The following is a 26665-nucleotide window of genomic DNA, read 5'->3' on the forward strand; positions in this document are numbered from 1 at the left end:
ATATCATGGCAAGCCTGATCACCTGTCCCCATTGTGGGGTTCGCCCCAAGGAAGAATTCTCGATCCGCGGCGATGCGGTGCCGGTGCGTCCGGCGCCCAATGCGTCTGACGAGACCTGGAACCGCTATGTCTTCGTGCGTGACAACCCCAAGGGTGTCATTCGCGAATACTGGCATCATGTTTCCGGCTGCCGTCGCTATCTGGTGGTCGAGCGCGACAATGTCAGTCACGCGGTGTTGTCCGTGACCGATGCGACTGTGGCTGGGCGCGCGGGCCAGAAGGAGGGGGTACGATGAGTTCGTTTCGGCTTTCCTCCGGCGGTATCGTCAACCGTGGCAATGCCATCTCGTACACCTTCGACGGCAAGGCGATGCGCGGCTTCGAGGGCGATACGCTGGCCTCTGCACTGCTTGCCAATGGCGAAATGCTGGTTGGCCGCAGCTTCAAATATCACCGCCCGCGCGGCATCGTGACGGCAGGTGCCGCCGAGCCGAATGCGCTGGTGACGATCGGCGAGGGCGCACGCCGCGAACCGAATACGCGGGCAACCGTTGCCGAGCTTTACGACGGGCTGACGGCTGCAAGCCAGAACCGCTGGCCGTCACTCAGATACGATATCGGCAGCGTCAATGGCCTCTTGTCGCCCTTCCTGTCGGCGGGCTTCTACTACAAGACCTTCATGTGGCCGAAAGCCTTCTGGGAAAAGCTCTACGAGCCGCTGATCCGCCGGGCCGCAGGTCTTGGCCGCATCGTGACCGAGGCTGATCCGGACCGCTACGAGAAGGCCTGGGCGCATTGCGACCTTCTGGTGGTGGGGGCCGGACCGACAGGGCTGATGGCGGCTTTGGCGGCGGGACGCGCCGGTGCGCGGGTGATCCTGGCGCATGAGGATTTTCGCTTCGGCGGCTCGCTGCTGTGCGAAAAGCTCAACATTGGCGGTGTGCCGGCGGACGAGTTTGCAAGAGCGATCGTTGATGAGCTTGTGAGCCTGCCGAATGTGACGCTGATGGCGCGCACCACCGTCTTCGGCTGGTATGACGACATGGTCTTCGGCGCGGTGGAAAAGGTGCAAAAGCACGTGGCCCGCCCAAGCGCTGATCTGCCGGTCGAGCGGCTCTGGCGCATCGTGGCCAAGCGCGCCATCCTGGCCTCTGGCGCGGAAGAGCGCCCGCTGGTGTTTGGCGGCAATGACCGGCCCGGCGTGATGATGGCTGAGGGCGCCCGTATCTATCTCAACCGCTATGGCGTCGCGATTGGCCGCAAGGTCGCCGTCTTTACCAATGGCGGTTCCGGCTATGGGCTGGCGCGCGACCTGATGGCAGCCGGTGTCGAGGTGACGGCGCTCATTGATCCGCGTCGCGATAGTGGCGATGCCGTGCCCGAGGGTTTGCGCGTTCTGCGCGGTGCGGGCGTGATCGCCACCACGGGGCATCTGTCGCTGAAGGGCATGATTGCCGAGCGATCCGGTTATGAGGAAGCGATCGACTGCGATGCGCTTGCCATGTCCGGCGGCTGGTCGCCCATCGTGCATCTTCTGTGCCAGCGCGGTGCAAAGCCCGTCTGGTCGGACGAAAAACAGGCATTTCTCGCCCCCGATTTTGGTTCGGCCTTTGTGGCAGCCGGCAGTGCCGCGGGCCTTGCCGCACTTTCCGAATGCCTGAAGGATGGCGCCGACAAGGCGATAGCGCTCTGTCGCGATCTGGGCTTTGCCGCCTACGAGATGGACATGCCCGAGGTTGAAGGCGCCTATGATCCGGCCTTTGCATCGCTCTGGTATATGCCGGGCTCCAGGGGCAAGGCCTTTGTCGATTTCCAGAACGATGTGACCGTTGCCGATCTTGCGCTGTCGCAGCGTGAGGCCTTTGGCCATGTGGAGCATACCAAGCGCTATACGACCGCCGGCATGGCAACCGACCAGGGCAAGCTTGGCAATGTCAACGCTATTGGCATTATTGCCGGCATGCGCGGCATGTCGCCCGCCGACATCGGCACCACCACCTTCCGGCCCTTCTACACGCCCGTTTCCTTTGGTGCGCTGGCCGGCACGGCGAGGGGGGAACATTCACGCCCCGTGCGCCGCTCGCCGCTGCATGGCTGGGCTGCCAAAAATGGTGCGGTCTTTGTCGAATCCGGGCTCTGGCATCGCTCTTCCTGGTTCCCGCGCGAAGGTGAAAAGACCTGGCGCGAGGCGGTTGATCGGGAAGTGAAAACCGTTCGCTCCAGCGCCGGGCTCTGCGATGTCTCGACGCTCGGCAAGATCGAGATCTTCGGGGCAGGCGCTGGGGAATTCCTCAACCGCGTCTACAGCAACAATTTTCTGAAACTGCCGGTCGGCAAGGCGCGCTATGGCCTGATGCTGCGTGAGGATGGCATCGTCTATGATGACGGCACGACCAGCCGGCTTTCGGAAAACCATTATGTGCTGACCACGACCACGGCCTATGCCGCAGAGGTGATGGCGCATCTGGAATTTGCCGCCCAGACGCTCTTTCCTCATCTCGACGTGCGGTTTGCCTCCTCGTCCGACCAATGGGCGCAGATGTCGCTGGCCGGGCCGAAAGCCCGCATCATCCTGCAGCGGCTGGTGGAAGATGATCTATCGAATGCCGCCTTCCCGTTTCTTGCCGCCCGCGAGGTGACCCTGAAGGGCGGGCTTGCTGCGCGCCTCTTCCGCATCTCGTTTTCCGGCGAACTGGCCTATGAACTGGCTGTGCCTGCCGGCTATGGCGAGGCGGTGGCGGATGCGATCATGGAGGCCGGGCAGGGCGATGGCATCTGCGCCTATGGCGTCGAAGCGCTGAACGTGCTGCGCATCGAAAAGGGCCATGTGACGCATAACGAGCTGGAAGGCCGCACCACCGCCGATGATGTGGGGCTTGGCCGCATGATGGCGATGCAGAAGCCGGATTTTATCGGCAAGCGGCTCTCCACGCGCTTTGGTCTCACCGCTGCCGACCGGCTGCAAATGGTGGGTCTGAAGCCGGTCGAAGCCGATGGCGAGATCAAGGCCGGTGCGCATCTTCTGAAGGAAAACGCCAAGCCGTCCATGATCAATGATCAGGGCTTTGTCTCGTCTGCCTGCTATTCGCCGACGCTTGGCTCCCACATTGCGCTTGCCATGCTGAAATCCGGGCGCGAGCGGTTTGGCGAAAAGATCGTTGTTTGGGATGCGCTGCGCGGCCAGGAATTGCTGGCGGAAGTCTGCGCGCCGGTGTTTGTCGATCCCGACAATCTGAAACTGCATGTGTGAGGGAAAGAACCGATGACCATTTCCTTTGCCCACCGTCATGTGCTGGAAGATCACATCATTGGCTTTGAAATGAAGCCGAATGCCCATCACCTGAGTGTTTCCCGCCGCCCGACCATCGTCACGGTGCTCGCGCATGCCGAGGCCGAGGAGGATGTGCAGCTGGCGCTCGACCTTCTGGAGGATGTCTCGATCCGCAGCTGCGGCCCGTGCGAGTGGCTCGCCGTGTCGCAATCGTCATCGCCCGAGGCGCTGCTGCGGCTCCTGCGTGCCATTCCCGGCAGCTCGGCTTTCGACCAGAGCGACGGGCGCGTGCTCATGCAGATCTCTGGGCCTGATGTGCGCCGCATCCTCGCCAAATGCGTGGGCATAGATCTGCATGCCGATGTGTTTGCTGTGGGTGCCAGCGGCAATATGCTGATTGCCCATGTGGCCGGCAATCTGGCGCGTAGCGGGCCAGACAGTTTCGAGATCATCGTGCCGCGTTCCTATGCCGGCACGGTGTTCGAAGAGTTGAAGGAAATGGGCCGCGAATTTGCCCTGACGGCTGCATTCGGGTGAGGTGTGAGCGCATGGGCCTAAGGAACTGCTACCCCACGTAAATCATCTGTGGCATGATAGGAAACAGTTGGAAAAGGTCCGTGCCATGCAGGGTTCTCGCTCACTCAACATTATCCTGCCAGCCGATCTGGCGGATATGGTGGCGTCAAAGGTCGCATCCGGCGAATATGCCAGCGAAAGCGAAGTCATTCGTGAGGGGCTTTTGTCGCTCGTCTCCAAGGACGAGGAGATGGAGCGCTGGCTTCTGGATGAGGTTGCCCCGGCCTATGATCGCTACAAACAGGATCCGGCCCGCGCCCTGCCTATCGATGATGCAATGACGAGGCTTGATGCCCGCATTGCCGCCCTGGAGAGCCAACGGTCGTGAAGACCTATTCCGTTCGCCTGACACCCGAGGCCGAAGCGGATCTTTTCGACATCTATCTCTACATCCGCGATGCGTCAGGGTCTGCAGTGCTTGCGGCGAATTACCTGTCGAGGCTCCGTCGGTTTCTCTCGGCTTTGGAGATCGCCCCTGAACGCGGCACGATCCGCACGGATGTGCGCGAAGGGTTGCGCATCATCGGTTTCGAGCGGGCCGCCAGCATTGCCTTTGTTGTTGAAAACGAGAACGTCGTCATTCTGCGGATAGCCTATCGGGGCAAGCTTCTGGGGCTTTAAGCGGTCTTGGTCTTTGGGGCAAAGCGCACGCCACCGCCTTCTCCGCAGTGACGCAAACGGTACAGTTTCTTTCGTAAAAGCGACTATTGTCTGTCATGCGCAGTCACTAGGCTTCGCTCTATCGTCGTGCAGCAAAGGAATGTCTTTCTATGAAAAACCATGCCAGGGTTGTCGTGATCGGTGGGGGTGTCGTCGGCTGCTCGGTGCTCTATCACCTGACGAAATTCGGCTGGACCGATGTCGTTCTGGTCGAGCGCGCCGAACTGACCTCCGGGTCCACCTGGCATGCGGCGGGTGGCATGCACACGATCAATGGCGATCCCAATGTTGCCAAGCTGCAGAAATATACGGTCGAACTCTACAAAGAGATCGAGGAATATTCCGGCCAGGATATCGGCTTGCACATGACCTCCGGCCTGATGCTGGCGGCCACGCCCGCGCGCTTCGACTGGCTGAAATCGCTGCTGGCCAAGGGCAAATATGCAGGCGGGGAAGCGCGCCTGATTTCGGTGGAGGAAGCCTATGAGATGATGCCGCTGCTTGATCCGACGCAATTCGTCGGTGCGGTGTTTGATCCGCACGAGGGGCATCTCGATCCTTACGGCACCACGCATGCCTATGCGAAATCGGCGAAGAAAAACGGTGCCGAGATCTATCTGCACACCCGCGTCGAGGAATTGCAGCAGATGCCCGACGGCACCTGGCGGGTGATGACCAACAAGGGCGAAATCTATGCCGAGCATGTGGTGAATGCGGCAGGCCTCTGGGCGCGCGAAGTGGGCCGCATGGTGGGGCTGGAACTGCCGGTGCTTGCTATGGAGCACATGTATCTCATCACCGAAGACATGCCGGAAGTTATCGATTTCAACCGCACGCGTGGTCGCGAACTGATGCATTGCGTCGATTTCGACGGCGAGCTCTACATTCGCCAGGAACGCAACGGCATGCTGATGGGCACTTACGAGAAGGATTGCCGGCCCTGGTCTCCGCTCAAGACGCCCTGGGATTTCGGCCAGGAACTGCTGCCGGCCGATCTCGATCGCATTGCCGGTGAGCTGGAAGTGGGTTTCCGGCATTTCCCCGCCTTCAACAATGCCGGCATCAAGAAGGTCATCAACGGCCCCTTCACTTTCTCGCCGGATGGCAATCCGCTGGTCGGGCCGGTGCGCGGCTTGACGAATTTCTGGTCGGCCTGCGCGGTCATGGCCGGTTTCAGCCAGGGCGGCGGCGTGGGACTGGCGCTTGCCAACTGGATCATCGAGGGCGATCCGGGCTTTGATGTGTTTGCCATGGATGTCTGCCGCTATGGCGACTATGCAACGCTCACCTATACCAATGCCAAGGTGCGCGAAAATTATTCGCGCCGCTTCTCCATCCGCTATCCGAACGAGGAATTGCCGGCGGCGCGTCCGTTGCTGACAACGCCGATCTATGACCGGCTGAAGGGAGAGGGGGCAGTCTTCGGGGCTTCATATGGTCTTGAAACGCCGCTGTGGTTTGCGCCAAAGGGCGTCGAGGACGCATTCTCCTGGCGCCGGTCTGCCGATTTCGAACCGGTTGGTGCGGAAGCGCGGGCGGTGCGCCAAAGTGTCGGCCTTATGGAAATCTCCGGCTTTGCCAAATATTCGGTGAGCGGCGAGGGGGCGGCGGGCTGGCTCGACCTGATGCTGGCGGCCAAGCTGCCACCGGTCGGCAAGATGACACTTGCCCCCATGCTGAACGAGGCTGGCAAGCTGATCGGCGATTTCACGCTGGCCAATCTGGATGACGAGGAATTCATGCTGATCGGCTCTGGGATAGCCGAGGATTACCATATGCGCTGGTTTGAAGCGCATCTGCCGCGCGATGGCTCGGTGGAACTCAGCGCCCTTGGCCTTGGCCTTGTCGGGCTTGGGCTTGCCGGTCCGCAGTCGCGCGCCGTGCTGGAGAAACTGACGAAGAGTGACCTTTCCAACGAGGCCTTTCCCTTCATGACGATCGGCGAGCTGGAGCTGGGCATGGCGCCGGTTATGCTCGGGCGGGTCAGCTATACGGGTGATCTCGGCTATGAAATCTGGATGCGGCCGGAATTCCAGCGCCACGTGTTCGAGGCGCTGATGGAGGCGGGCGCCGAATTCGGCATCACGCTGTTTGGCCTGCGGGCCTTGAATGCGCTTCGCCTGGAGAAGGGCTTTGGCAGCTGGGCGCGGGAATACCGCCCGCTCTATGGCCCGATGGAAGCCGGGCTTTCCCGCTTCATCGCCTTGAAAAAGGACGTCAATTTTATCGGCAAAATGGGCGCGATCGAGGAAAAGCTCGCCGGAGGCAGTTTGCGCCTCGTTACCTTCACAGTTGCCGCCACCGATGCCGATGTTCTGGGAGACGAGCCGATTTCACTGAATGGCGAGGTGGTGGGCTGGGTCACCTCGGGTGGCTATGCGCATGGCTCAAGCGTTTCTGTCGCGCTCGGCTATGTGCCGAAGGCGCATGCGGCCACGCAGGAAGGCTGGCAGATCGAGGTGCTGGGCCAGATGCTGGAAGCAAGATTGTGCTTGAAACCGCTCTTTGATCCGGAAGGTTTGCGCATGCGCGCATGACTGGCGGCGCGTTTTTGCGCAGATCCTGCCGCATTTCTGGGACTGCTGTTGTTTAAGGCGCCAATTGAGGCAATGACTGGGGGTTTTTGCCGTGTTCCCGCCTTTTTGACTTCACATTTCAATCGAAACCAGTATGAATTTTTTAAAACCTAAGAACCCGTAAGGGCCACACATACAAGAGGCGCGGCTGAATATCGGACCGCGTCCGGGGGAAAATGAATGGAGTATTTTGTCCAGCAGCTCCTTAACGGGCTGACTCTTGGTTCCATCTATGGCCTTGTCGCGATCGGCTATACGATGGTCTACGGTATCATCGGCATGATCAACTTCGCCCATGGCGATATCTTCATGCTCGGCGGCTTTGCCGCATTGATCGTCTTCCTGATTCTCACATCCTTCTTTGCCGGTATTCCAGTCGCATTGGCGCTTCTGGTCATGCTGGTCGTGGCCATGCTGGTCACCAGCCTGTGGAACTGGACGATCGAGCGGGTGGCCTACCGGCCGCTTCGCGGCTCGTTCCGCCTTGCGCCGCTGATCACGGCCATCGGCATGTCCATCGTGCTGTCCAATTTCATCCAGGTCACGCAGGGCCCGCGCAACAAGCCGGTTCCGCCTCTGGTCAATGATGTCTATCACTTCGGCTCGGTCACCGTATCGCTGAAGCAGATCCTCATCGTTCTGGTCACGACGATCCTGCTCACGGCATTCTGGTACATCGTCAACAAGACGCCGCTCGGTCGTGCCCAGCGCGCCACCGAACAGGACCGCAAGATGGCGGCACTGCTCGGCGTTGATGTTGACCGGACCATCTCGATCACCTTCATCATGGGGGCCGCGCTCGCTGCCGTAGCCGGTACCATGTATCTGATGTATTACGGGGTGGCCTCATTCAATGATGGCTTCATTCCGGGCGTCAAGGCATTTACCGCAGCCGTTCTCGGCGGTATCGGCTCACTTCCCGGTGCCGTGCTCGGTGGTCTGCTGATCGGCCTCATCGAGTCGCTCTGGTCGGCCTATTTCTCCATCGCTTACAAGGACGTGGCGACCTTTGCCATTCTTGCCTTCGTCTTGATCTTCAAGCCGACCGGCATTCTTGGCCGCCCCGAAGTGGAGAAGGTTTGACATCATGGCAAACACACAATCGCCGGCGCCTGACATTGCGCCGGGCCTGATGGCAAAGGCCATCAAGGAAGGCCTGTTCGCCGGAGTTCTGGCGCTCGGCATGTTCCTGCTGTTCGTCGGTATCGAAACCTACCAGGATATCGATAACCGGCTGGTCTGGCGCACGCGCTGGGAACTTCTTGCTGTTTTCGTTCTGGTCGCAGCCATTGGCCGCTTCCTGATGGTGGGCTTCATCACGCCGCATTTCGCCGCGCGAAAGCTTGCCAAGGGCAAGGCCGGGCAGGCGGATTCAGCCGAGGAAGAGAGCTTCTTCAAGCGGAATTTCTCCAAGATCGCGATCCTGGCGCTGCTGTTTTACCCGCCGATCGTCGTTTATCTCTACGGCGTGCAGGGCTCGCTGAAATTCGTCGACAATTTCGGCATCCAGATCCTCATCTATGTGATGCTGGCCTGGGGTCTCAACGTCGTCGTCGGTCTCGCTGGCCTGCTCGATCTCGGCTATGTCGCCTTCTATGCGGTGGGCGCCTATTCCTACGCGCTCCTGTCCGATCACTTCGGCCTGTCCTTCTGGGTGCTCCTGCCAATGGCCGGCATTCTGGCCGCTTTCTGGGGCATTATCCTCGGCTTTCCGGTCTTGCGTCTTCGGGGTGACTATCTGGCCATCGTGACGCTGGCCTTTGGCGAAATCATCCGCCTCGTGCTGATGAACTGGTCGGAAGTCACCGGCGGTACGGCCGGTATCTCGGGCGTGGCAAAGGCCTCGATCTTCGGCATCTATTCGTTCGATGTCGGTGCGCCGAACAATTTTGCCCGTGCCTTCGACCTGCCGATGTCGTCGGCCTATTACAAGATCTTCCTGTTCTACGTGATCCTGGCGCTCTGCCTGCTCACCGCCTATGTGACGATCCGCCTGCGCCGCATGCCGATCGGCCGGGCCTGGGAAGCGCTGCGCGAAGACGAGATCGCCTGCCGTTCGCTCGGCATCGATACGGTGAAGACCAAGTTGACGGCTTTTGCCATCGGCGCCATGTTCGGCGGCTTTGCCGGCTCCTTCTTTGCGGCCCGCCAGGGCTTCGTATCGCCGGAAAGCTTTGTCTTCCTGGAATCGGCCGTCATCCTTGCCATCGTCGTTCTCGGCGGCATGGGCTCGCTCACCGGCATTGCGGTGGCAGCCGTTCTGATGGTCGGCGGTACCGAACTCTTGCGCGAGATGGAATTCCTCAAGCATGTTTTCGGGCCCGATTTCACGCCGGAACTTTACCGCATGCTGCTCTTCGGCCTGGCCATGGTCGTGGTCATGCTGTTCAAGCCGCGCGGCTTTGTCGGCTCACGTGAACCGACGGCCTTCCTGAAAGAACGCAAGGCCGTTTCCGGAAGCTTCACCAAGGAGGGTCACGGCTGATGACCCCCGGAAACCAGACAATGACAACCGAGACGATCCTGAAGATCGAGCATCTGTCGATGCGCTTCGGCGGACTGATGGCGATCAACGACCTGTCGTTCGACGTCAAGCGCGGCGATATCACCGCACTGATTGGGCCGAACGGCGCGGGTAAAACGACGGTGTTCAACTGCATCACCGGCTTTTACAAGCCGACCATGGGCATGATCACCATGACCCAGAAGGGCGGCAAACAGTATCTGCTGGAACGGCTGACCGATTTCGAAATCACCAAGCAGGCCAAGGTCGCCCGTACCTTCCAGAATATCCGGCTGTTTTCGGGCCTCACGGTTCTGGAAAACCTGCTGGTGGCCCAGCACAACAAGCTGATGAAGGCCTCCGGCTATACGGTTCTGGGTCTTCTCGGTATCGGGGGCTACAAGGCGGAAGCCGAGGCGGCCATCGAAAAGGCGCGGGTCTGGCTGGAAAAGGCCGATCTGATCGACCGCGCCGACGATCCGGCCGGCGACCTTCCCTATGGCGCGCAGCGCCGTCTGGAAATCGCGCGTGCCATGTGCACCGATCCGGAAGTGCTGTGCCTGGATGAGCCGGCAGCCGGTCTCAACCCGCGTGAATCGCTGGCGCTCAACACGCTGCTGAAGAGCATTCGCGATGAAAACGGCACCTCGCTTCTCCTCATCGAACACGACATGTCGGTGGTGATGGAGATTTCCGATCATGTGGTGGTGCTGGAATATGGGCAGAAGATTTCCGACGGCACGCCAGATCACGTGAAGAATGATCCACGCGTGATCGCGGCCTACCTCGGCGTCGAGGACGACGAGGTAGAGGAAGTCATACATGAAGAACTCGACGGGAGCATGCGTTGATGGCTGATGAACCTCTTCTGAAGGTCAGCGGCGTCGAGACCTATTACGGCAATATCCGCGCACTCGCCGGTGTCGATGTCGACGTGAAAAAGGGCGAAATCGTCAGCCTGATCGGTGCCAATGGCGCCGGTAAATCGACGCTGATGATGACGATCTGCGGCAGTCCGCAGGCGCGTCACGGCTCGGTCGTTTTCGATGGCACGGATATCACCAAGATGCCCACGCATCTGATTGCCCGGCGCCGCATCGCCCAGTCTCCTGAAGGTCGCCGCATTTTTCCGCGCATGACCGTCTATGAGAACCTGCAAATGGGTGCCGGTCTCGACAACCTGAAATATTTCAACGAGGACGTGGAAAAGATCTTCACGCTGTTTCCGCGCCTCAAGGAACGCCAGAGCCAGCGGGGCGGCACGCTTTCGGGCGGCGAGCAGCAGATGCTGTCCATCGGTCGCGCGCTGATGGCACGGCCGAAGCTCCTGCTTCTCGACGAGCCGTCGCTTGGCCTTGCCCCCCTGATCGTCAAGCAGATCTTCGAGGCGATCAAGGTGTTGAACGAGAAGGAAGGTCTGACGGTCTTCCTGGTGGAACAGAATGCCTTTGCAGCCCTGAAATTGTCGCACCGGGCTTATGTGATGGTGAACGGCAAGGTGACGATGAGCGGTTCTGGCAAGGATTTGCTTGCCAACCCGGAAGTTCGCGCCGCCTATCTCGAAGGTGGACGGCATTGAGCGCGCAATCGTCATTCCGTGTAAGGGCAGGGAGAGTTTGAGATGCAGGGACTTTTCTTCGAAAGCGATACGGGCGCCCGCTATGTGCTGCGCTTCATCGTCCTGATGATCGGCTTGTGGACGGCATGGCGCACCGGTCGCGCCGTGGCGGAAGGCTGGAACGAGCTTCCGCTTGTGTTCGCCTACACATTGCTTCTGGGCGTGATGATGCGCTTCCTGCATTTTTCGCTGTTCCAGGGACCTTTCCTCAGCATCGGCTACTACGTTCTCGACGTGGTGCTGCTGTTCATTCTGGCGGTGATTGGCTTTCGCATGCGCCGCACCGGCCAGATGGTGGATAACTATTACTGGTTGTATGAAAGAAGCTCAGCTTTTTCCTGGAAGAAGAAGAATTGACAGTCTGAGGATTTCGGCCTCAGATTGCGCAATCAGGGAACCAGTTACCGATGCAAGGATGGTGGGTCTTGCAGACGGTTCGTCACGAAAACCCGCCCAATGAACTGGGAGTAACACTATGAAGAAGTCTCTTCTTTCGGCGGTGGCGTTGACGGCAGTCGTTGCCTTCGGCGGCTCTGCCTTCGCCGATATCCTCGTCGGCGTCGCCGGTCCGTTGACCGGCCCGAACGCAGCCTTCGGCGCACAGCTCCAGAAGGGTGCCGAACAGGCCGCAGCAGACATCAATGCTGCCGGCGGCATCAACGGCGAGAAGATCAAGATCGTTCTCGGCGATGACGTGTCCGACCCCAAGCAGGGTGTATCGGTTGCCAACAAGTTCGTGGCGGATGGCGTGAAATTCGTCGTTGGTCATTTCAACTCGTCGGTTTCCATCCCGGCATCGGATGTCTACGCTGAAAACGGCATCGTTCAGGTCACGCCTGCTTCGACTGCCGAGAAGTACACCGACCGCGGCCTGTGGAACACCTTCCGCACCTGCGGTCGTGACGACCAGCAGGGCGGTGTCGCCGGCAAGTATATTTCTGAGAAGTTCAAGAGCGCCAAGGTTGCTGTCGTTCATGACAAGACCACCTACGGTCAGGGTCTTGCTGATCAAACCAAGAAGGCAATGAACGCGCTCGGCGTCAAGGAAGTGATCTACGAAGGCATTACCGTTGGCGACAAGGACTTCTCGGCCCTTGTGTCCAAGATGAAGGAAGCCGGCGTTGGTGTGGTTTACTTCGGCGGCCTGCACACGGAAGCCGGTCTCCTGATCCGCCAGATGGCTGACCAGGGCCTCAAGGCTCCCCTGATGTCGGGTGATGGCATCACCTCCAACGAACTGGCCGCGATCGCCGGGGATGCCGTCAACGGCACGCTGATGACCTTCCCGCCGGATCCGCGCACGAACCCCAATGCAAAGGACATTGTTGCGAAGTTCCGCGCTGCAAACTTCGAGCCGGAAGCCTACACGCTCTACTCATACGCCGCCCTGCAGATCCTAGCTGACGCTGCCAAGGCTGCCGGCACGAATGATCCGACCAAGGTTGCCGCAGCGATGAAGGCCAAGGGCCCGTTCAAGACCGCCATCGGCGACATCGGCTTCGATGCCAAGGGCGACATCACCCGTCCTGACTATGTCATGTACGAGTGGAAAAAAGGCACTGACGGCAAGTACGACTACTTCCAGATGTAAGATCCCTCGGGATCTTGATCGGGAGCCCGGTATTGCGCCGGGCTCCTTTTTTCATGGTCGGTGGTTTCGTGCCGATGCCGCTGTTTGTGACCGGGACAGGCACCCGTAAGCTGCTCTGTATCTGTTGCCAGAGGCTCGACATAATCAGTAGTGTTTTCGAGTATGGTCGGTTGCCTGTCAGCCGCGTGAGATGGGGTTCGTCCGTGCGATATGCAGTGCTTGCGGTGATAGCGTGTGCGGCTGGGCTGTCCTCGTGCTCACAAGTCACAGACAAAATGGAGAGTGCTGCCAATCGCTCGTTCACCAGCTATGCTCTGGGCAAGCCCTATGCCGAGGTTGCAAGCGTTGGTACCTCGCCGATGGAGAGGCTGGCCGGCAATGACCGCGCAACCTTCGGCCCGCTTCTCGGCTCGACGCCGCTTGTCAATGGCATGACCGTCTATCGTCATATGGCGCCATCGGCCCGCACTGAGCGTGGCTCTGATTTCGGGGGGCTGGTCGGCACCTCGTCAGTCTCCGAAAACAATCGGCTTTCCTATTTCCTGGTTGGCCAAGATGGCGTTGTGAAGGATTGGGCAACGGGATCGGTGCCGGGTAATGCCAGCAGTTGCATCAGCTATATCGGCGGCATTATCCAGCGCTGCTCGGATCTCACGCAATTCCAGGCATCATTGACACTTTATGACGCGCGGGTCCTGACCAAGGACGGCCAGCCTATTTCCGTTTGGGGCGCACCTGCAGCCACCGCGCCGGTACCGGCTGCGATTTCCAAGCCGACGAAAGCCGCGCCGCGGACATAAAAGAGGCTGCCTAACTTGCCCGACGCATTGTCTGGTCCAGCCCGGTGGACTGGGTTGGAATCCGCACGAAATCACTTGTTTCGCGCACGCTCGTCCTGCCCGTGGTCGGATGGAATGTCACCCATCGTGCCACCTGTCCGCCAAGTCTTGCCTCAATCAGTTTGATGCCATGCGCTCGCAGGAACTTTTTGGCGTATTCGGTATTGAGTGCGCCGGGATCAATACCGCTATCGTCTTTGAGGCGGCCACCAAACAGTTTGGCGACCAGTCGTTCGGGTTTTGCACCATTGCGGCACAGGTCCATGACAAGGCTGGCCATGGCAGTGTCGCCGTAGCGATATTGCTGTGCCACAGGTGCTCGGTCGCCGCCTTGAGGCAGTATAAAATGGTTCATTCCACCTATTGCCGCGAAGGGATCGTAGATACAGGCGCAGATGCAGGAGCCAAGCACTGTGCTGAAAAGGCATTCAGCATCATTTGATACCAGGCACTGCCCGCCAATAAGATGGATAACTTCAAATCCGTCGCTGTTCTGGCCCACGCGCTTTTCCGCTTCTTGAGTTTCAGGGCACCCTTCTGGATAAACTTAGAGCGTGTTTCGACCTGATTGAATCCAGTTTATCTGAATATTCGCATGTTATTATAATGTGCGAGACAGTTAAATAAACGAAGAATCTCGTTCCAACATTTTTAAGCAACCAAAACATTCGGCGTGGTCAATAGACTGGGTACACTCGTGGATGCAGGTCCCTTTTGAAACGGATACGTCTTCTTGTGATGGCATTGTCCGGATCATGTAAGGCACCGGGCGTGTTTTTCTCCCCGCCGTCGTGATTTGGTATCAGACCTCGTGGAGAACATTGGCGGCCCTGACGGCGGCCGATGCGCGCTTTTCCACGCCGAGTTTCACATAGATCTGTTCGAGATGCTTGTTCACCGTGCGCGAGGACAGGCCGAGAATATCGCCGATATCTTTGTTGGACTTGCCCTTGGCAATCCACATCAGCACTTCGGATTCACGCAAGGTAAGGGGAAATGTTCGTGCAGCACCACATCATCCGGGCGGCTGCTGGCAGCGGTGACCCGAAACAGGTATTCATCGGTGCCGATGGCGCCGAGGAAGGCAAATTGCCGCTTCGTCGCCTCGCCATCCTGGGTGAAGGGAAAGGTCGCATCGCGGGAAAATCCCGGCCTATCACGCCCGGCCATCCAACTGGCAATCTGGCCGATGACGAGGTCAGCCCGGCCTTGTGCCGGGCTCTTTGCATTGTCCCTGCGTGTCCTCCCAAGCCATGTCGGGGGCGTCCCAGAGTTGTCTCGTGATGGGATATCGATGTGTAATAGTATGCAATACATACTAATTGACGGCTATCAAGCTTAGCGCTAACCTTATTGCTAAGGCAGTCGTCGCGATGAGTCAGGAGTGGCTTTGACGAGATGCCGGATCGTCTGAGGCTCTGAGGACGCCTCGCTACCGGGAGGAAACATTCATGCAATCCGATACGCACCTTCGCATGGGCGGAGGGCGAGCGCTTACGCTTGCCTTTCTCGCTGCCGTCATCGAAGGCTTTGACCTGCAGGCAGCCGGCGTGGCCGTGCCGAAGCTTGCGCCTGCATTTGGTCTCACTCCGGCGCAGATAGGGCTTTTCTTTTCATCGGCAACATTTGGCCTCATTCTTGGAGCGCTTGGCGGCGGCCGGGTTGCAGATGCCTGGGGTCGTCGGGCTGGTCTCGTCCTGTCACTGTTGACTTTCGGTATATTCTCGGCCGCGACAGCCTTTGCCTCTACTTATGAACAGTTGCTGATCCTGCGCTTCCTGACGGGGGTTGGCCTGGGCGGGGCTCTGCCCAATCTCGTCAATATTGCAGCAGAATCGGTCGATCCGAGCCGTCGGGGACGGGCAGTCTCCATCATGTATGCGGGCGTTCCTCTTGGCGGCGCGATTGCCAGCGGCGTGGCCATGCTTGGCCTGCATGGTGGCGACTGGCACTCGATCTTCCTGGTCGGCGGGATCATGCCCATCATCCTTGCGCCCTTCGTGCACTCTATGCTGCCGCCGCTGGCTGTCGTCAAAGGCCAGGCAAGATCTGCAGCGGCTGCCGTATCTGCGGTCTTTGCTCACGGCACGTTTGTGCGGACGCTTGCGCTCTGGGTGTCCTTCTTCCTCGGTCTTCTGGTTGTCTATCTGCTTCTCAACTGGATGCCGCAGCTTTTGGTGGCGCGCGGTCTGGAGCGCAACGATGCCTCTCTGGTTCAGTTGCTGTTTAACGTTGGTGGCATTGCCGGTAGCCTGATTGGCGGGCGCATGCTCGATCGCAGCCGTCCCGGCCTGCCTGTTGCGCTGTCTTTTGCCGCTGCTGCCGCTGCACTCTTGATGCTCGGTCTCCTGCCGGCCAATGTCGGGCTGATGCTGATCGGCGGTACGCTTGTCGGTGCAGCCATTCTCTGTATGCAGGCCATTCTCTATGGTGTGGCGCCGCAATGCTATGCTTTCGAAATCCGTGGCACCGGCGTCGGCCTCGCCGTTGCCGTCGGTCGGTTGGGTTCGATTGCAGGCCCTCTGTATGCCGGCTTCCTTGTGGCGCGGGGCAGCACGCCATCGGACGTGATGTTCGCCCTCGTGCCTATCACGATCCTGGCCGGCGTCACGACGTTGGTTCTGTTGTCGAAGCGCGCAGTAAATCCGAACTGACATTTGCTTCAAGCCGGGAAAGGCACCTTTCCCGGTTGCCGCCCGCCATGGATTCACCGGATGGATCCGGTGATATTCACGCCAGAAACTCAGACCTCGTGCAGAACATTGGCAGCCCTGACGGCGGCCGATGCGCGATTTTCCACGCCGAGTTTCACATAGATCTGTTCGAGATGCTTGTTCACCGTGCGCGAGGAAAGCCCGAGAATATCGCCGATATCCTTGTTGGACTTGCCCTTGGCAATCCACATCAGCACTTCGGATTCACGCAAGGTCAGCGGGAAATGTTCGCGCAGCACCACATCATCCGGGCGGCTGCTGGCAGCGGTGACCCGAAACAGGTATTCATCGGTGCCGATGGCGCCGAGGAAGGCAAATTGCAGCTTTGTCGCCTCGCCATCCTGGGTGAAAGGAAAGGTCGCATCGCGTGAAAATCCCGGCCTGTCGCGCCCGGCCATCCAGCTGGCAATCTGGCGGATGACGAGATCGAGCCCGTCATCGCGACCGGTGGCCGTGTTTATCAGTCGTGTTGCCTGTGGTGTAGACCAGTGCAGCGCACCGCTGCCCTTGACCGCCAGCAGATGACGACCGGCGGCATCGAGCGCCACGCGGGCGCTCTGGGTGGAGCGGGCATTTGAGAGATGCACGCGGATGCGGGCGCGCAGCTCATCGATATTGATGGGCTTGGTCAGATAGTCGACGCCGCCACTGTCCAGCGCATGGACCACATGCTCGGTTTCGGTAAGGCCGGTCATGAAGATGACCGGCACCTGCGAGGCTGAAGGACTGGCTTTCAGCCGCCGGCAGGTGGCAAAACCGTCCATGGCCGGCATGACCGCATCCAGCAGGATGAGATCCGGCGTGATGCGCTCGACGATATTGAGGGCCGATTGGCCGGAGGTGGCAATCAGCACGGAAAAGCCGGAGGCCTCCAGCGCTTCGGTGAGGAAACCCAGCGCCTCGGGGCTATCATCGACGAGAAGCACGATATCGCGCGGCATGGACACGTCAGACATGGTCAGCGGGTCTTTCCTCGGTGAAACGGTTGAGGAAGGTCATATAGCCTGCCAGATCGAAGGCCTGAATATAGGCTGTGAGCGCCTGCGTGAAGGGCTGATTTTCCGGCAGCTTGGCGAGATCGACAAGCTTTGCCTCGATACCCCGTACATAGCCGATTTCACCCAGCTGCAGCAGGTCCTGCACATGGGCATGGCCGGGGCTGGTGACCGGCGGCGCCTTTTGCGGCGGCAGCAGGGTCTCGCCCTCATAGATCCAGGTGAGGCCGAGATGCAGTGCCAGCTTATCGGACAGCTGGCGGATATCCACCGGCTTGGCGATCGTATCGCTATGGCCGTCGCCCTCACGGATCACCGTTGCGCCATCGCCGATATTGGCCGATAGCATCAGGATGGGAGCCGCCTGGCCATTATCACGCAGCCGCTCCACCAGTTGCCAGCCATTCATGCCCGGCATCAGGATGTCGATGAGGAAAAGATCAGGGCGAACACCTTCGATCAGTCTCAGACATTCCGCCCCGCCATTGGCGGTCAGCACGACGAAATCGAGCGGCGCGAGCACTTCGCGCATCATGTCGCGATGGTCTTCATTGTCATCCACCACCACGACGGTGCGGCGCGGGCCGGTATAGGAAACAATGCGCTTTTCCGGCGCCGGCATGGTGCTGGAGCGATCGACAGCGGACAGCAACAGGCGCACGCGGAAGGTGGAGCCTTCGTCCTTGCGGCTTGTGACCGAGATTTCACCGCCCAGCGTATTGGTGAGCAGCTGGGTAATGGTGAGGCCGAGGCCAAGGCCCGGCATGGGTCGCACACTTTCCGCCTCGCCACGCTGGAAGGGTTCATAGATCCGCCCGAGATCCTTTTCGGCAATGCCGCGGCCGGTATCGCTGATGGTGAAGGTTGCCACCTGGCTGCGATAGGCGACCTCGAAGCGCACCGTACCTTGATCGGTAAACTTGATCGCATTGGAGAGGAGATTGACGAGGATCTGGCGCAGGCGCTTTTCGTCGCTTCGGACATAATAGGGCAGGCTACGGGCGCGCTCATGCACGAAATTCAGGCCCTTGGCCTGCGCCTGCGGACGAAACATCTCGACGATCTGGTCGAGGAAATCCTCGATATTGATCTCGTTGGAATAGACCTGCAGGCGACCGGCCTCGATTTTCGAGATGTCGAGAAGCCCGTCGATGAGGCCGGAAAGGTGGTCGGCGGAGCGCTTGATCACCCGGATGGCTGATTGACGCGGCACGGGAATGGTCTCGTCGCGCTCCAGCAGCTGGGCATAGCCCATCACGGCATTCAGCGGCGTGCGCAGTTCGTGGCTGAGGCCCACCACGTAACGGCTCTTGGCGCGGTTGGCAGCTTCCGCCGTTTCCTTGGCTTTTTGAAGGGCCGCATCCGTCTTTTTGTGGGCGGCGATTTCCTTCAACAGAAGCGTGTTCTGGCGCGAGGATTCCTCTTCCGCCACCACCCGGCTGTCATGCGCCAGCACATAGAACCACGAGACGATGCCGGCAATGATGGCAAAGACGAAGAAGACGACGAGAATCGTGCCGTAAATGACATCGGCATTGGCGGGCGTTGCCTCGCTCACCTGAAAGGCGATCAGCGCCATGATGCCGCCGATCAGCGAGATGGATATCAGCGCGGTCATGGCATAGCGCCCCAGCCGGGTCATCAGCCGTTCGACCACTAGATCGGAGAGGAAGGAGCGGGCAACGCTGCCCAGCTGCGCCTTCATCTGCGCCTTTGGCTTGCACATATCGTGGCAACGGCTGTCGAGCGAGCAGCATAGCGAGCAGATGGGGGCGGCATAGGCGGGGCACCAGGCCATGTCCTCCGGCTCGAAGGGATGCTCGCAGATCGAACAGGTGATCGAGCTCTGGTTCTTCCAGGCTTGGCGCGGCTTGCGCGCCAGGTAGAAACGACCCTTGGTTCCCCAGGCAATCAGCGGCGAGATGAGGAAGGCCGACAGCGTCAGATAGGTGGAGAGCGAGGCAAGCAGGCTGCCGAATGTGCCGAAATGCGCAGCCAGCGCGATGGCTGTGGCGCCAAACATGCTGCCAAGGCCGACAGGGTTCAGATCATAAAGATGGGCGCGCTTGAACTCGATGCCGGGTGGCGACAGGCCGAGCGGCTTGTTGATGAACAGATCTGCCGAAATGGTGCAGAGCCAGGCCATGGCGATGATCGAGAAAATGCCAAGCGTCGCTTCCAGGATGCGATAGATGCCAAGCTCCATCAGGAGAAGCGCAATCGCCACATTGAAGATCAGCCAGACGACCCGGCCCGGATGGCTATGCGTGAGGCGGGAAAAGAAGTTCGACCAGGCGAGCGACCCGGCATAGGCATTCATCACATTGATCTTCAGCTGCGATACGACAACGAAAGCTGCCATCAGCAGCATGGCGGCTGTGTCATTGGGGATCATGTAGCCGAAGGCGGCGAAATACATATGCGCCGGATCGGCAGCCTGGCTGATCGGCACGCCGGTGGAGAGGGTTAGTACCGCAAGGAAAGAGCCGGCCAGGAGTTTTGGCACGCCCACCACCACCCAGCCGGGGCCGGCGAGAAACACGGCAAAGCGGTGGCGCCATTTCTCCTGTCCTTCCGGCGGCAGGAAGCGCAGAAAATCCACCTGTTCGCCGATCTGCGGCATCAGCGCCAGGATGACGGCAGAGGCGGCGCCGAATTCCAGCAGGTTGAAAGGGGCATTGCCGCCCACCTGCGCATTGGAATGGTTGATGCCGGCAAAGGCACGCCAGAGATCGAATTTTTCCCAATCGATGAAGGCGATGAAGATGAAGGGCAGGATGTTGAGGACGATCCAGAAGGGCTGCGTGACCAGCTGGAAGCGCGAGATGAGCTGCACGCCATAGATGACCAGCGGAATGACCACCACGGCGCTGATCATATAGCCGAGCCAGGGCGGGATGCCGAGCGCCAGTTCCAGCGCCGCCGTCATGATCGAGGCCTCGATGGCAAACAGCATGAAGGTGAAGCTTGCATAGATCAGCGAGGTGATGGTCGAGCCGATATAGCCAAAGCTTGCGCCGCGGGTCAGAAGGTCGATATCGACGCCGTGGCGGATGGCATAGCGGCTGATCGGCAGGCCGACGACGAGCATGACGACGGCGGCCACCAGAATGGCGAAAAAGGCATTGGTGGTGCCATAGGAGAGCGTGATTGCCCCGCCGATCGCTTCCAGCGCCAGGAAGGAAATCGCGCCGATGGCGGTCTGCGAAATGCGGCTGGAGGAAAAGCGCCGTGCACTTTTGGCGGTAAAGCGCAGCGCATAGTCTTCCAGCGTCTGGTTGGCGACCCAGCGATTGTATTCGCGCCGAACGGGGATGATGCGTTGCCGCGCTGCCATGCGTGTTCTGGCGTCCTTTTGTGCATGATGATCAACTAGGCATTTTCATGGGTTCGCCCGCCAAAAGCAAGCGGGATTGCTGTTGCAGGCATCGCAAACTGCGGGAGTGACAGGCTATTGGAAGCGGGCGGAGAGGAGGCGTGCGTTGGCGAAGCGTTTCCACATGCAAATGCAGGTGATGGCCATGACCAGGGCGGCAAAGGCAAAGGGTGCGGCAAGCGCCAGTTCGCGGCTTGTCACGCTTTCCGTCACCCGCACGATGATGCCGGACAGCAAAAGGCCGATCGGGATCGACCCCCAGCCGAAGAAGCGGTTGACGCTGTTGACGCGGCCGAGAATATGCTGCGGCACGAGGCTCTGGCGCATGGTTACCGTGATGGTGTTCCACACCATGCCGAAGAATTCCGCCAAGACCAGTGCACACCAGACCGGTGCGGCATGGGTGGACAGGGCAATGACGGCGAACTGAACCGTCGAGGCAATCAACGTCAATCGCAGCGCATTGCCGGGGCCTAGCCATTTGACGAGCGGAGCGGCGCAAAATCCGCCGATGATGCCTCCGGCGGCGGCTGCCGTCAGCAACAGGCCATATTGCATGGCCGACATTTGCAGGACTTCCTGGGTGTAAAGCACCAGCGCCACCAGCATCAGATGGCCCATGCCGTTCATGACCGCAACACCGAGCGCCATATCGCGCAGCAGGGTGTTGCGCCAGAGAAAGGCTGCGCCATCGCGGATTTCGGCCAGCCAATGGCGCTTCTCGGCGGCAGGCTTTGCCCGAAACACGCCTTTGATGGAATAGATGCAGAGGGCGGCAAACACGAAGCCGAAGCCGTTGGCCACAAAGGCAAGCGGCAGCGCGACGGCGATGATCAGGCCGGCAAGCGGCGGCCCCAGCAGTGAGTTGCCGACAAGCTCGACGCTCCACATGCGACCATTGGCGGCGGCGAGCCGCGAGGCCGGCACGATGGCCGGCATCAGGGTCTGGGCGGAATTGTCGCGCAGCACTTCGGCGCAGCCGTAGACCAGGGCGGTTGCGAGCAGCAGCCAGTAGATGGGTTGTGACGGCAGCCCATTGCCTTCGTTCAAGATCAGCGGTTGCGACGCCCAGACGGCCAGCCCAAGCCCGGTCAGCAGCAGGAAGCGCAGAAGATCCATGGCCAGCACCAGACGCCGGCGATCGACCCGGTCGATGATGACGCCGGCGGGCAGCGAAAAGACGAGCCAGGGCAGGCGCAGCGAAACACCCACCAGCGCAATCGCGATCGGGTCACGCGTCAGAAGCGAGGCAACCCAGGGCCAGGCAACCGTGCCGATGCCGTCGCCCAGATTGGATATGCCGCTTGCAGTGATCAGCGCCGCATATTTGCGGCCAAGAGGCTCTTTGGGAGAAGAGCCAGCAGGAAGCTCGGTCATGCGCAACATAGAGCATTCAGCCGCTACCAAGGCAAGCGTCCGGCGCCTTCTACGTCATGCTTCCCGTTTCGCCCCCTTCCTTACGTCATTCGACGTATGTGGTTTTGCAGTGCAGCGAACCATTATTCGTGAAGCAACGATTAACGGCCACACAAAGGCGCGTTGCACACGAACAAGAAGAGGGGTTCGACTGATGAATTTCAAAGCCAAACTTTCCGGCGCGATGATCGCTGCCATTCTCTCCACCACCGCATTCCACGGTGCATTCGCCGCTGATGACACGATCAAGATCGGCGTTCTGCACTCGCTCTCCGGCACCATGGCGATTTCGGAAACGACGCTGAAGGATGCCATGCTGATGCTCATCGACGAGCAGAACAAGAAGGGCGGCGTTCTGGGCAAAAAGCTCGAAGCCGTCGTCGTCGATCCGGCTTCCGATTGGCCGCTGTTTGCCGAAAAGGCCCGCGAGTTGATCGCCAAGGACAAGGTTGCCGCCGTATTCGGTTGCTGGACGTCTTCGTCGCGCAAGTCCGTTCTGCCGGTCTTCGAAGAGCTGAACTCCATCCTCTTCTACCCGGTTCAGTACGAGGGTGAAGAATCCTCGCGCAACATCTTCTACACCGGTGCCGCTCCCAACCAGCAGGCCATTCCGGCTGTCGATTACCTGGCCGAGAAGGAAGGCGTTCAGCGCTGGGTTCTGGCCGGCACCGACTATGTCTATCCGCAGACGACCAACAAGATCCTGAAGGCCTATCTGATGTCGAAGGGCGTCAAGGAAGCCGATATCATGGTCAACTACACGCCGTTCGGCCATTCCGATTGGCAGACCATCGTCTCCGACATCAAGAAGTTCGGCTCGGCCGGCAAGAAGACCGCCGTTGTTTCCACCATCAATGGCGATGCCAATGTTCCCTTCTACAAGGAACTCGGCAACCAGGGCATCAAGGCTGAAGACATTCCGGTCGTCGCCTTCTCCGTCGGTGAAGAAGAACTGGCCGGCATCGATACCAAGCCGCTGGTTGGCCATCTGGCTGCCTGGAACTACTTCCAGTCCGTCGATGCGCCGGTCAATGCCGAGTTCATCAAGACCTGGCATGCCTTCACCAAGAACGACAAGCGCGTGACGAACGACCCGATGGAAGCCGCCTATATCGGCTTTAACGCCTGGGTTAAGGCCGTCGAGGCTGCCGGCACCACCGATACGGACAAGGTTCTCGACAGCATTATCGGCGTTTCCGTGCCGAACCTGTCTGGCGGCACCTCCACCGTCATGCCGAACCACCACATCACCAAGCCGGTGCTGATCGGTGAAATCCAGGCCGATGGCCAGTTCGAAATCGTGCAGCAGACGCCGTCTGTCGTGGGCGACGAATGGTCGGATTACCTGCCGGACTCCAAGGACCTGATCTCCGATTGGCGCAAGCCGATGGAATGCGGCAACTTCAACGTTGTCACCGGCAAGTGCGGCGGCAAGGGCAGCTGATTTTAAAACCCTTCCCTAATCCCTCCCCAAAAGGGCGAGGGATTAGGTCTGCGCTTGTCGCAAGATCATCACACGTTTTGGACCACGCTTACCCCCCTCTGTCCTGCCGGACATCTCCCCCTCAAGGGGGGTGATCGGCAAGAGACGAAGCCATCGCACAAGATCTGCGCCTCAAGACTGTTTCCGTTGTGATTGCTATGAGGCGTGCATGATGTGGGATCTCCCCCCTTGAGGGGGAGATGTCCGGCAGGACAGAGGGGGGTGAGCCCCACGCGTTGACGCTCACGGCGTCTGCTGCAACGAGGGGCGATCACATGCTGCGTTTCTTTCTTTCCACCCTTTTGCTGATGCTGTCTCTTGCAGCACCATCCATGGCGCAGAGCGATCCGACATCGCTGTTCAACGCGCTGGGCAAGGCCGATTTCAAGCAGGCCGAAGACGTGATCGGCCAGCTGGCCGCCTCTGCCGATCCGCGTATCGTGCCGGCCCTGCAAGCCTTCGGCGAGGGCGATCTCTACGTGCGCAAGGCCGATGGCGCGGTCTTCATCGCCAAGCCCGCCGGCGCCGATCTCGCCCTCATCGACCCGGTGACCGGGGCATCCGCCGGCGAGGCGCCAAAATCTGCCGTCACCAAGATCAAGGTCAACAACACGCTGCGCCGTGCGATCCGTTCCGCGCTTGGCGGGCTGACGCTTTTGAGCCCCGACCGCGCTGTGCGGCTGGCTGCGGCTCAGGCTGTCCTACAATCGCCCAGCGCTGAAAATCTCGAACTTGTCGAGGCAGCACTTGCCGCTGAAACCGACAAGCAGGTGAAAGCCCGCATGGAAGAGGCGCGTGCCGTTTCCGTTTTGGCATCCGATCGTTCCGTCGAGGAAAAGCGGGCCTCTATCGCAACCGTTGCCTCACTTGGCGGTCGTGAGGCGATCGGCATCCTGATGTCGGTTTCTGCAAATCTTGATGCCGGATTGAAACCGGATGTCGATGCAGCGATTGCCGGTATCGAAAGCAAGCTTCTGTTCTGGGATATGGGCCAGAACATCTGGTACGGCCTGTCGCTCGGTTCTGTTCTGCTGCTTGCTGCGATCGGCCTTGCCATCACCTTTGGCGTGATGGGCATTATCAACATGGCGCATGGCGAAATGGTGATGATCGGCGCCTATTCCACCTTCATGGTGCAGCAGGTGATCCGTAGCCACTATCCCGACCTGTTTGACTGGTCGCTTGCCATTGCGCTGCCCGTCGCCTTTCTGGTGACCGGTGCCGTTGGCCTCGTCATCGAGCGCGGCGTCATCCGCTTCCTCTATGGCCGCCCGCTGGAAACGCTGCTCGCCACCTGGGGTATTTCGCTGATCCTGCAGCAGACCATCCGCACCATTTTCGGTCCGACGAACCAGGAGGTCGGCAATCCGTCCTGGATGTCCGGCTCGTTTGCGCTGGGTGGCCTGACCATTACCTGGAACCGGCTGTGGATCGTGCTGTTTTCGCTCACCATCTTCTTTGCACTTCTGGCGCTGATGAAGCGCTCCGCCTTTGGGTTGCAGATGCGTGCTGTCACCCAGAACCGCCGCATGGCCTCCTCCATGGGCATTCGCACGCCTTGGGTGGATGCGTTCACCTTCGCGCTCGGTTCCGGCATTGCCGGCATTGCCGGCGTTGCCCTGTCGCAGATCGACAATGTCTCTCCCAATCTCGGCCAGGCCTATATCATCGACAGCTTCATGGTCGTGGTGTTCGGCGGCGTCGGTAATCTCTGGGGCACGTTTGTCGGGGCTCTCTCGCTTGGTGTGCTGAACAAGTTCCTCGAACCCTCGGTCGGCGCCGTGCTTGGCAAGATCCTCGTCCTTGTCCTCATCATCCTCTTCATCCAGAAACGTCCGCGCGGCCTCTTCGCGCTCAAGGGAAGGGCGATCGAAGCATGATTACCGGCTTTCTTCTTCGTGCGCTCGAAGGCAAGATCATCATTGCCGCGGCCATTCTGGTTGCCATCGGGCTTCTGGTGCCGGCGCTCAACCTGCTGATGCCGCCTGAAAGCGCGCTGCATATCCCCACCTATATCGTCTCGCTGCTCGGCAAATATCTCTGCTATGCGCTGCTGGCGCTGGCGCTGGATCTCGTCTGGGGCTATTGCGGCATTCTCTCGCTCGGCCACGGTGCATTCTTTGCCCTCGGCGGCTATGCCATGGGCATGTATCTGATGCGCCAGGTCGGCTCGCGCGGCGTTTATGGCGATCCGATCCTGCCGGATTTCATGGTCTTCCTCAATTGGAAGGAACTGCCGTGGTTCTGGCATGGCATGGACATGTTCCCTTTGGCTATGGCCATGGTTCTCATCGTGCCGGGTCTGCTCGCCTTCGTCTTCGGCTGGTTTGCCTTTCGCTCACGCGTCAACGGCGTCTATCTGTCGATCATCACACAAGCCATGACCTATGCGCTGCTTCTCGCCTTCTTCCGCAATGACATGGGCTTTGGCGGCAATAACGGCCTGACGGATTACAAGGAAATCATCGGCTTCAATGTGCAGGCGGATGGCACGCGCGCCGTTCTGTTTGCGCTATCGGCGATTTTCCTCGCGCTCTGCCTGATCATTGCGTCCGGCATCGTGCGCTCGAAATTCGGCAAGGTTCTGGTCGGTGTGCGCGATGCGGAAAGCCGCGTGCGCTTCCTTGGCTACCGGGTGGAAAACATCAAGCTCTTCACCTTCGTGGTCTCGGCCATGATGGCGGGCATTGCCGGCGCGCTCTATGTGCCGCAGGTCGGCATCATCAATCCGGGTGAATTTGCACCGGCCAATTCCATCGAAGTGGTGGTGTGGACGGCGGTTGGCGGGCGCGGCACGCTGATTGGCCCGATCATCGGCGCCATTCTCGTCAATGTCGGCAAGAGCTATTTCACCGGCGCCTTTCCCGATCTCTGGCTGTTTGCGCTTGGCGGGTTGTTCATCTTCGTCACCCTGTTCCTGCCCAAGGGCATTGTCGGCACCGTTCAGCAATACTTGGCGCGCCGCAAGGATTTTGCCCGTGCAGCCGACAGTGATGGCGCCCGTACAGACGTGAAAACCGAACCGGCCCCGGCGGCTGCGGAGTGAT

At 59.9% G+C, this 26665-nt stretch carries 21 protein-coding genes and 1 pseudogene; 17 read left to right on the forward strand and 5 right to left on the reverse strand.

Translation table 11 applies throughout. The annotated features are described in order from the left end of the window. Window positions 1–5 precede the first annotated feature (5 nt). The 13 genes from E8M77_RS16495 (at window position 6) to E8M77_RS16555 (ending at window position 13595) form a co-directional block, all read left to right on the forward strand. Window positions 6–296, forward strand: a complete 291-nt coding sequence (locus tag E8M77_RS16495; protein ID WP_137131705.1) for a sarcosine oxidase subunit delta — start codon at window positions 6–8, stop codon at window positions 294–296. After that, window positions 293–3250 (forward strand): sarcosine oxidase subunit alpha family protein, encoded by a 2958-nt coding sequence (locus tag E8M77_RS16500; protein ID WP_137131706.1) that lies wholly within the window; start codon window positions 293–295, stop codon window positions 3248–3250. The genes E8M77_RS16495 and E8M77_RS16500 overlap by 4 nt, the downstream gene beginning before the upstream one ends. Before the next feature lie 12 nt (window positions 3251–3262). Then, the gene (locus E8M77_RS16505) at window positions 3263–3808 is read left to right on the forward strand and encodes a sarcosine oxidase subunit gamma family protein (protein ID WP_137131707.1); all 546 of its coding nucleotides are present in this window, start codon (window positions 3263–3265) and stop codon (window positions 3806–3808) included. A 67-nt stretch (window positions 3809–3875) separates the two neighbouring features. Beyond that, complete coding sequence (locus E8M77_RS16510; RefSeq protein WP_348639908.1) at window positions 3876–4175, forward strand: type II toxin-antitoxin system ParD family antitoxin; 300 nt, start codon at window positions 3876–3878, stop codon at window positions 4173–4175. Then, window positions 4172–4468, forward strand: a complete 297-nt coding sequence (locus tag E8M77_RS16515) for a type II toxin-antitoxin system RelE/ParE family toxin (RefSeq protein ID WP_137131708.1) — start codon at window positions 4172–4174, stop codon at window positions 4466–4468. Before E8M77_RS16510 ends, E8M77_RS16515 begins: the two co-directional genes overlap by 4 nt. 149 nt (window positions 4469–4617) lie before the next feature. Further along, window positions 4618–7044, forward strand: coding sequence for an FAD-dependent oxidoreductase (locus E8M77_RS16520; protein WP_137131709.1), 2427 nt, complete (start codon window positions 4618–4620; stop codon window positions 7042–7044). 219 nt (window positions 7045–7263) lie between these two features. After that, window positions 7264–8166, forward strand: a complete 903-nt coding sequence (locus E8M77_RS16525) for a branched-chain amino acid ABC transporter permease LivH (protein WP_137131710.1) — start codon at window positions 7264–7266, stop codon at window positions 8164–8166. Window positions 8167–8170: 4 nt separating this feature from the next. Then, window positions 8171–9568: a high-affinity branched-chain amino acid ABC transporter permease LivM gene (gene livM / locus E8M77_RS16530; protein WP_137131711.1), complete on the forward strand. Its 1398-nt coding sequence runs from the start codon at window positions 8171–8173 to the stop codon at window positions 9566–9568. Continuing rightward, entirely contained in the window at window positions 9568–10437 is an 870-nt protein-coding gene (locus E8M77_RS16535; RefSeq protein WP_137131712.1) for an ABC transporter ATP-binding protein, read from the forward strand. Before livM ends, E8M77_RS16535 begins: the two co-directional genes overlap by 1 nt. Then, window positions 10437–11165 (forward strand): ABC transporter ATP-binding protein, encoded by a 729-nt coding sequence (locus E8M77_RS16540; protein ID WP_137131713.1) that lies wholly within the window; start codon window positions 10437–10439, stop codon window positions 11163–11165. The genes E8M77_RS16535 and E8M77_RS16540 overlap by 1 nt, the downstream gene beginning before the upstream one ends. Before the next feature lie 42 nt (window positions 11166–11207). Next, entirely contained in the window at window positions 11208–11561 is a 354-nt protein-coding gene (locus E8M77_RS16545) for a DUF6867 family protein (RefSeq protein WP_137131714.1), read from the forward strand. 118 nt (window positions 11562–11679) lie between these two features. Further along, window positions 11680–12795, forward strand: coding sequence for a branched-chain amino acid ABC transporter substrate-binding protein (locus E8M77_RS16550; RefSeq protein ID WP_137131715.1), 1116 nt, complete (start codon window positions 11680–11682; stop codon window positions 12793–12795). Window positions 12796–13070: 275 nt separating this feature from the next. Next, window positions 13071–13595 carry a hypothetical protein gene (locus E8M77_RS16555; protein ID WP_246659290.1) on the forward strand — a complete coding sequence of 175 codons (525 nt, stop codon included), beginning with the start codon at window positions 13071–13073 and terminating at the stop codon, window positions 13593–13595. A 10-nt stretch (window positions 13596–13605) separates the two neighbouring features. Here the strand turns inward: E8M77_RS16555 and E8M77_RS16560 are convergent, their stop codons facing one another. Then, the gene (locus E8M77_RS16560) at window positions 13606–14136 is read right to left on the reverse strand and encodes a chemotaxis protein CheD (RefSeq protein ID WP_137131717.1); all 531 of its coding nucleotides are present in this window, start codon (window positions 14134–14136) and stop codon (window positions 13606–13608) included. A 300-nt stretch (window positions 14137–14436) separates the two neighbouring features. Then, window positions 14437–14834, reverse strand: a pseudogene (locus tag E8M77_RS16565) (LuxR C-terminal-related transcriptional regulator); the annotation flags it as partial. 251 nt (window positions 14835–15085) lie between these two features. Between E8M77_RS16565 and mhpT the strand changes: the two are divergent. Further along, window positions 15086–16288, forward strand: a complete 1203-nt coding sequence (gene mhpT / locus E8M77_RS16570; RefSeq protein WP_137131718.1) for a 3-(3-hydroxy-phenyl)propionate transporter MhpT — start codon at window positions 15086–15088, stop codon at window positions 16286–16288. Window positions 16289–16377: 89 nt separating this feature from the next. On the opposite strand, the gene E8M77_RS16575 is transcribed toward mhpT, so the two are convergent. The 3 genes from E8M77_RS16575 to E8M77_RS16585 form a co-directional block, all read right to left on the reverse strand. After that, window positions 16378–17304 carry a response regulator transcription factor gene (locus E8M77_RS16575; RefSeq protein ID WP_137131719.1) on the reverse strand — a complete coding sequence of 309 codons (927 nt, stop codon included), beginning with the start codon at window positions 17302–17304 and terminating at the stop codon, window positions 16378–16380. Next, window positions 17297–20680 carry an ATP-binding protein gene (locus E8M77_RS16580; protein WP_137131720.1) on the reverse strand — a complete coding sequence of 1128 codons (3384 nt, stop codon included), beginning with the start codon at window positions 20678–20680 and terminating at the stop codon, window positions 17297–17299. The genes E8M77_RS16575 and E8M77_RS16580 overlap by 8 nt, the downstream gene beginning before the upstream one ends. 114 nt (window positions 20681–20794) lie before the next feature. Then, window positions 20795–22105, reverse strand: coding sequence for an MFS transporter (locus E8M77_RS16585; protein ID WP_137131721.1), 1311 nt, complete (start codon window positions 22103–22105; stop codon window positions 20795–20797). Window positions 22106–22289: 184 nt separating this feature from the next. Between E8M77_RS16585 and urtA the strand changes: the two genes are divergently transcribed. From urtA to urtC, 3 genes are all read left to right on the forward strand, one after another. Then, a complete protein-coding gene (gene urtA / locus E8M77_RS16590; RefSeq protein WP_137131722.1) occupies window positions 22290–23579 on the forward strand; it encodes an urea ABC transporter substrate-binding protein in 1290 nt (429 codons plus the stop codon). 314 nt (window positions 23580–23893) lie between these two features. Beyond that, entirely contained in the window at window positions 23894–25498 is a 1605-nt protein-coding gene (urtB, locus tag E8M77_RS16600) for an urea ABC transporter permease subunit UrtB (RefSeq protein ID WP_137131723.1), read from the forward strand. Beyond that, window positions 25495–26664, forward strand: coding sequence for an urea ABC transporter permease subunit UrtC (gene urtC, locus E8M77_RS16605; RefSeq protein ID WP_137131724.1), 1170 nt, complete (start codon window positions 25495–25497; stop codon window positions 26662–26664). The genes urtB and urtC overlap by 4 nt, the downstream gene beginning before the upstream one ends. The last annotated feature ends 1 nt before the right edge of the window (window position 26665 follow it).

Origin of the sequence: Rhizobium sp. FY34, from assembly GCF_005222845.1 — a bacterium.
Taxonomy (GTDB): Bacteria; Pseudomonadota; Alphaproteobacteria; order Rhizobiales; family Rhizobiaceae; genus Neorhizobium.

Excerpts from the sequence above, each read along its gene's own strand:
- E8M77_RS16495 (WP_137131705.1), top strand. The coding sequence starts at position 6 with ATGGCAAGCCTGATCACCTGTCCCCATTGTGGGGTTCGCCCCAAGGAA.
- E8M77_RS16500 (WP_137131706.1), top strand. The coding sequence starts at position 293 with ATGAGTTCGTTTCGGCTTTCCTCCGGCGGTATCGTCAACCGTGGCAAT.
- E8M77_RS16505 (WP_137131707.1), top strand. The coding sequence starts at position 3,263 with ATGACCATTTCCTTTGCCCACCGTCATGTGCTGGAAGATCACATCATT.
- E8M77_RS16520 (WP_137131709.1), top strand. The coding sequence starts at position 4,618 with ATGAAAAACCATGCCAGGGTTGTCGTGATCGGTGGGGGTGTCGTCGGC.
- E8M77_RS16525 (WP_137131710.1), top strand. The coding sequence starts at position 7,264 with ATGGAGTATTTTGTCCAGCAGCTCCTTAACGGGCTGACTCTTGGTTCC.
- livM (WP_137131711.1), top strand. The coding sequence starts at position 8,171 with ATGGCAAACACACAATCGCCGGCGCCTGACATTGCGCCGGGCCTGATG.
- E8M77_RS16535 (WP_137131712.1), top strand. The coding sequence starts at position 9,568 with ATGACCCCCGGAAACCAGACAATGACAACCGAGACGATCCTGAAGATC.
- E8M77_RS16540 (WP_137131713.1), top strand. The coding sequence starts at position 10,437 with ATGGCTGATGAACCTCTTCTGAAGGTCAGCGGCGTCGAGACCTATTAC.
- E8M77_RS16545 (WP_137131714.1), top strand. The coding sequence starts at position 11,208 with ATGCAGGGACTTTTCTTCGAAAGCGATACGGGCGCCCGCTATGTGCTG.
- E8M77_RS16550 (WP_137131715.1), top strand. The coding sequence starts at position 11,680 with ATGAAGAAGTCTCTTCTTTCGGCGGTGGCGTTGACGGCAGTCGTTGCC.
- E8M77_RS16555 (WP_246659290.1), top strand. The coding sequence starts at position 13,071 with ATGGAGAGTGCTGCCAATCGCTCGTTCACCAGCTATGCTCTGGGCAAG.
- mhpT (WP_137131718.1), top strand. The coding sequence starts at position 15,086 with ATGCAATCCGATACGCACCTTCGCATGGGCGGAGGGCGAGCGCTTACG.
- E8M77_RS16575 (WP_137131719.1), bottom strand. The coding sequence starts at position 17,304 with ATGTCTGACGTGTCCATGCCGCGCGATATCGTGCTTCTCGTCGATGAT.
- E8M77_RS16580 (WP_137131720.1), bottom strand. The coding sequence starts at position 20,680 with ATGGCAGCGCGGCAACGCATCATCCCCGTTCGGCGCGAATACAATCGC.
- E8M77_RS16585 (WP_137131721.1), bottom strand. The coding sequence starts at position 22,105 with ATGTTGCGCATGACCGAGCTTCCTGCTGGCTCTTCTCCCAAAGAGCCT.
- urtA (WP_137131722.1), top strand. The coding sequence starts at position 22,290 with ATGAATTTCAAAGCCAAACTTTCCGGCGCGATGATCGCTGCCATTCTC.
- urtB (WP_137131723.1), top strand. The coding sequence starts at position 23,894 with ATGCTGCGTTTCTTTCTTTCCACCCTTTTGCTGATGCTGTCTCTTGCA.
- urtC (WP_137131724.1), top strand. The coding sequence starts at position 25,495 with ATGATTACCGGCTTTCTTCTTCGTGCGCTCGAAGGCAAGATCATCATT.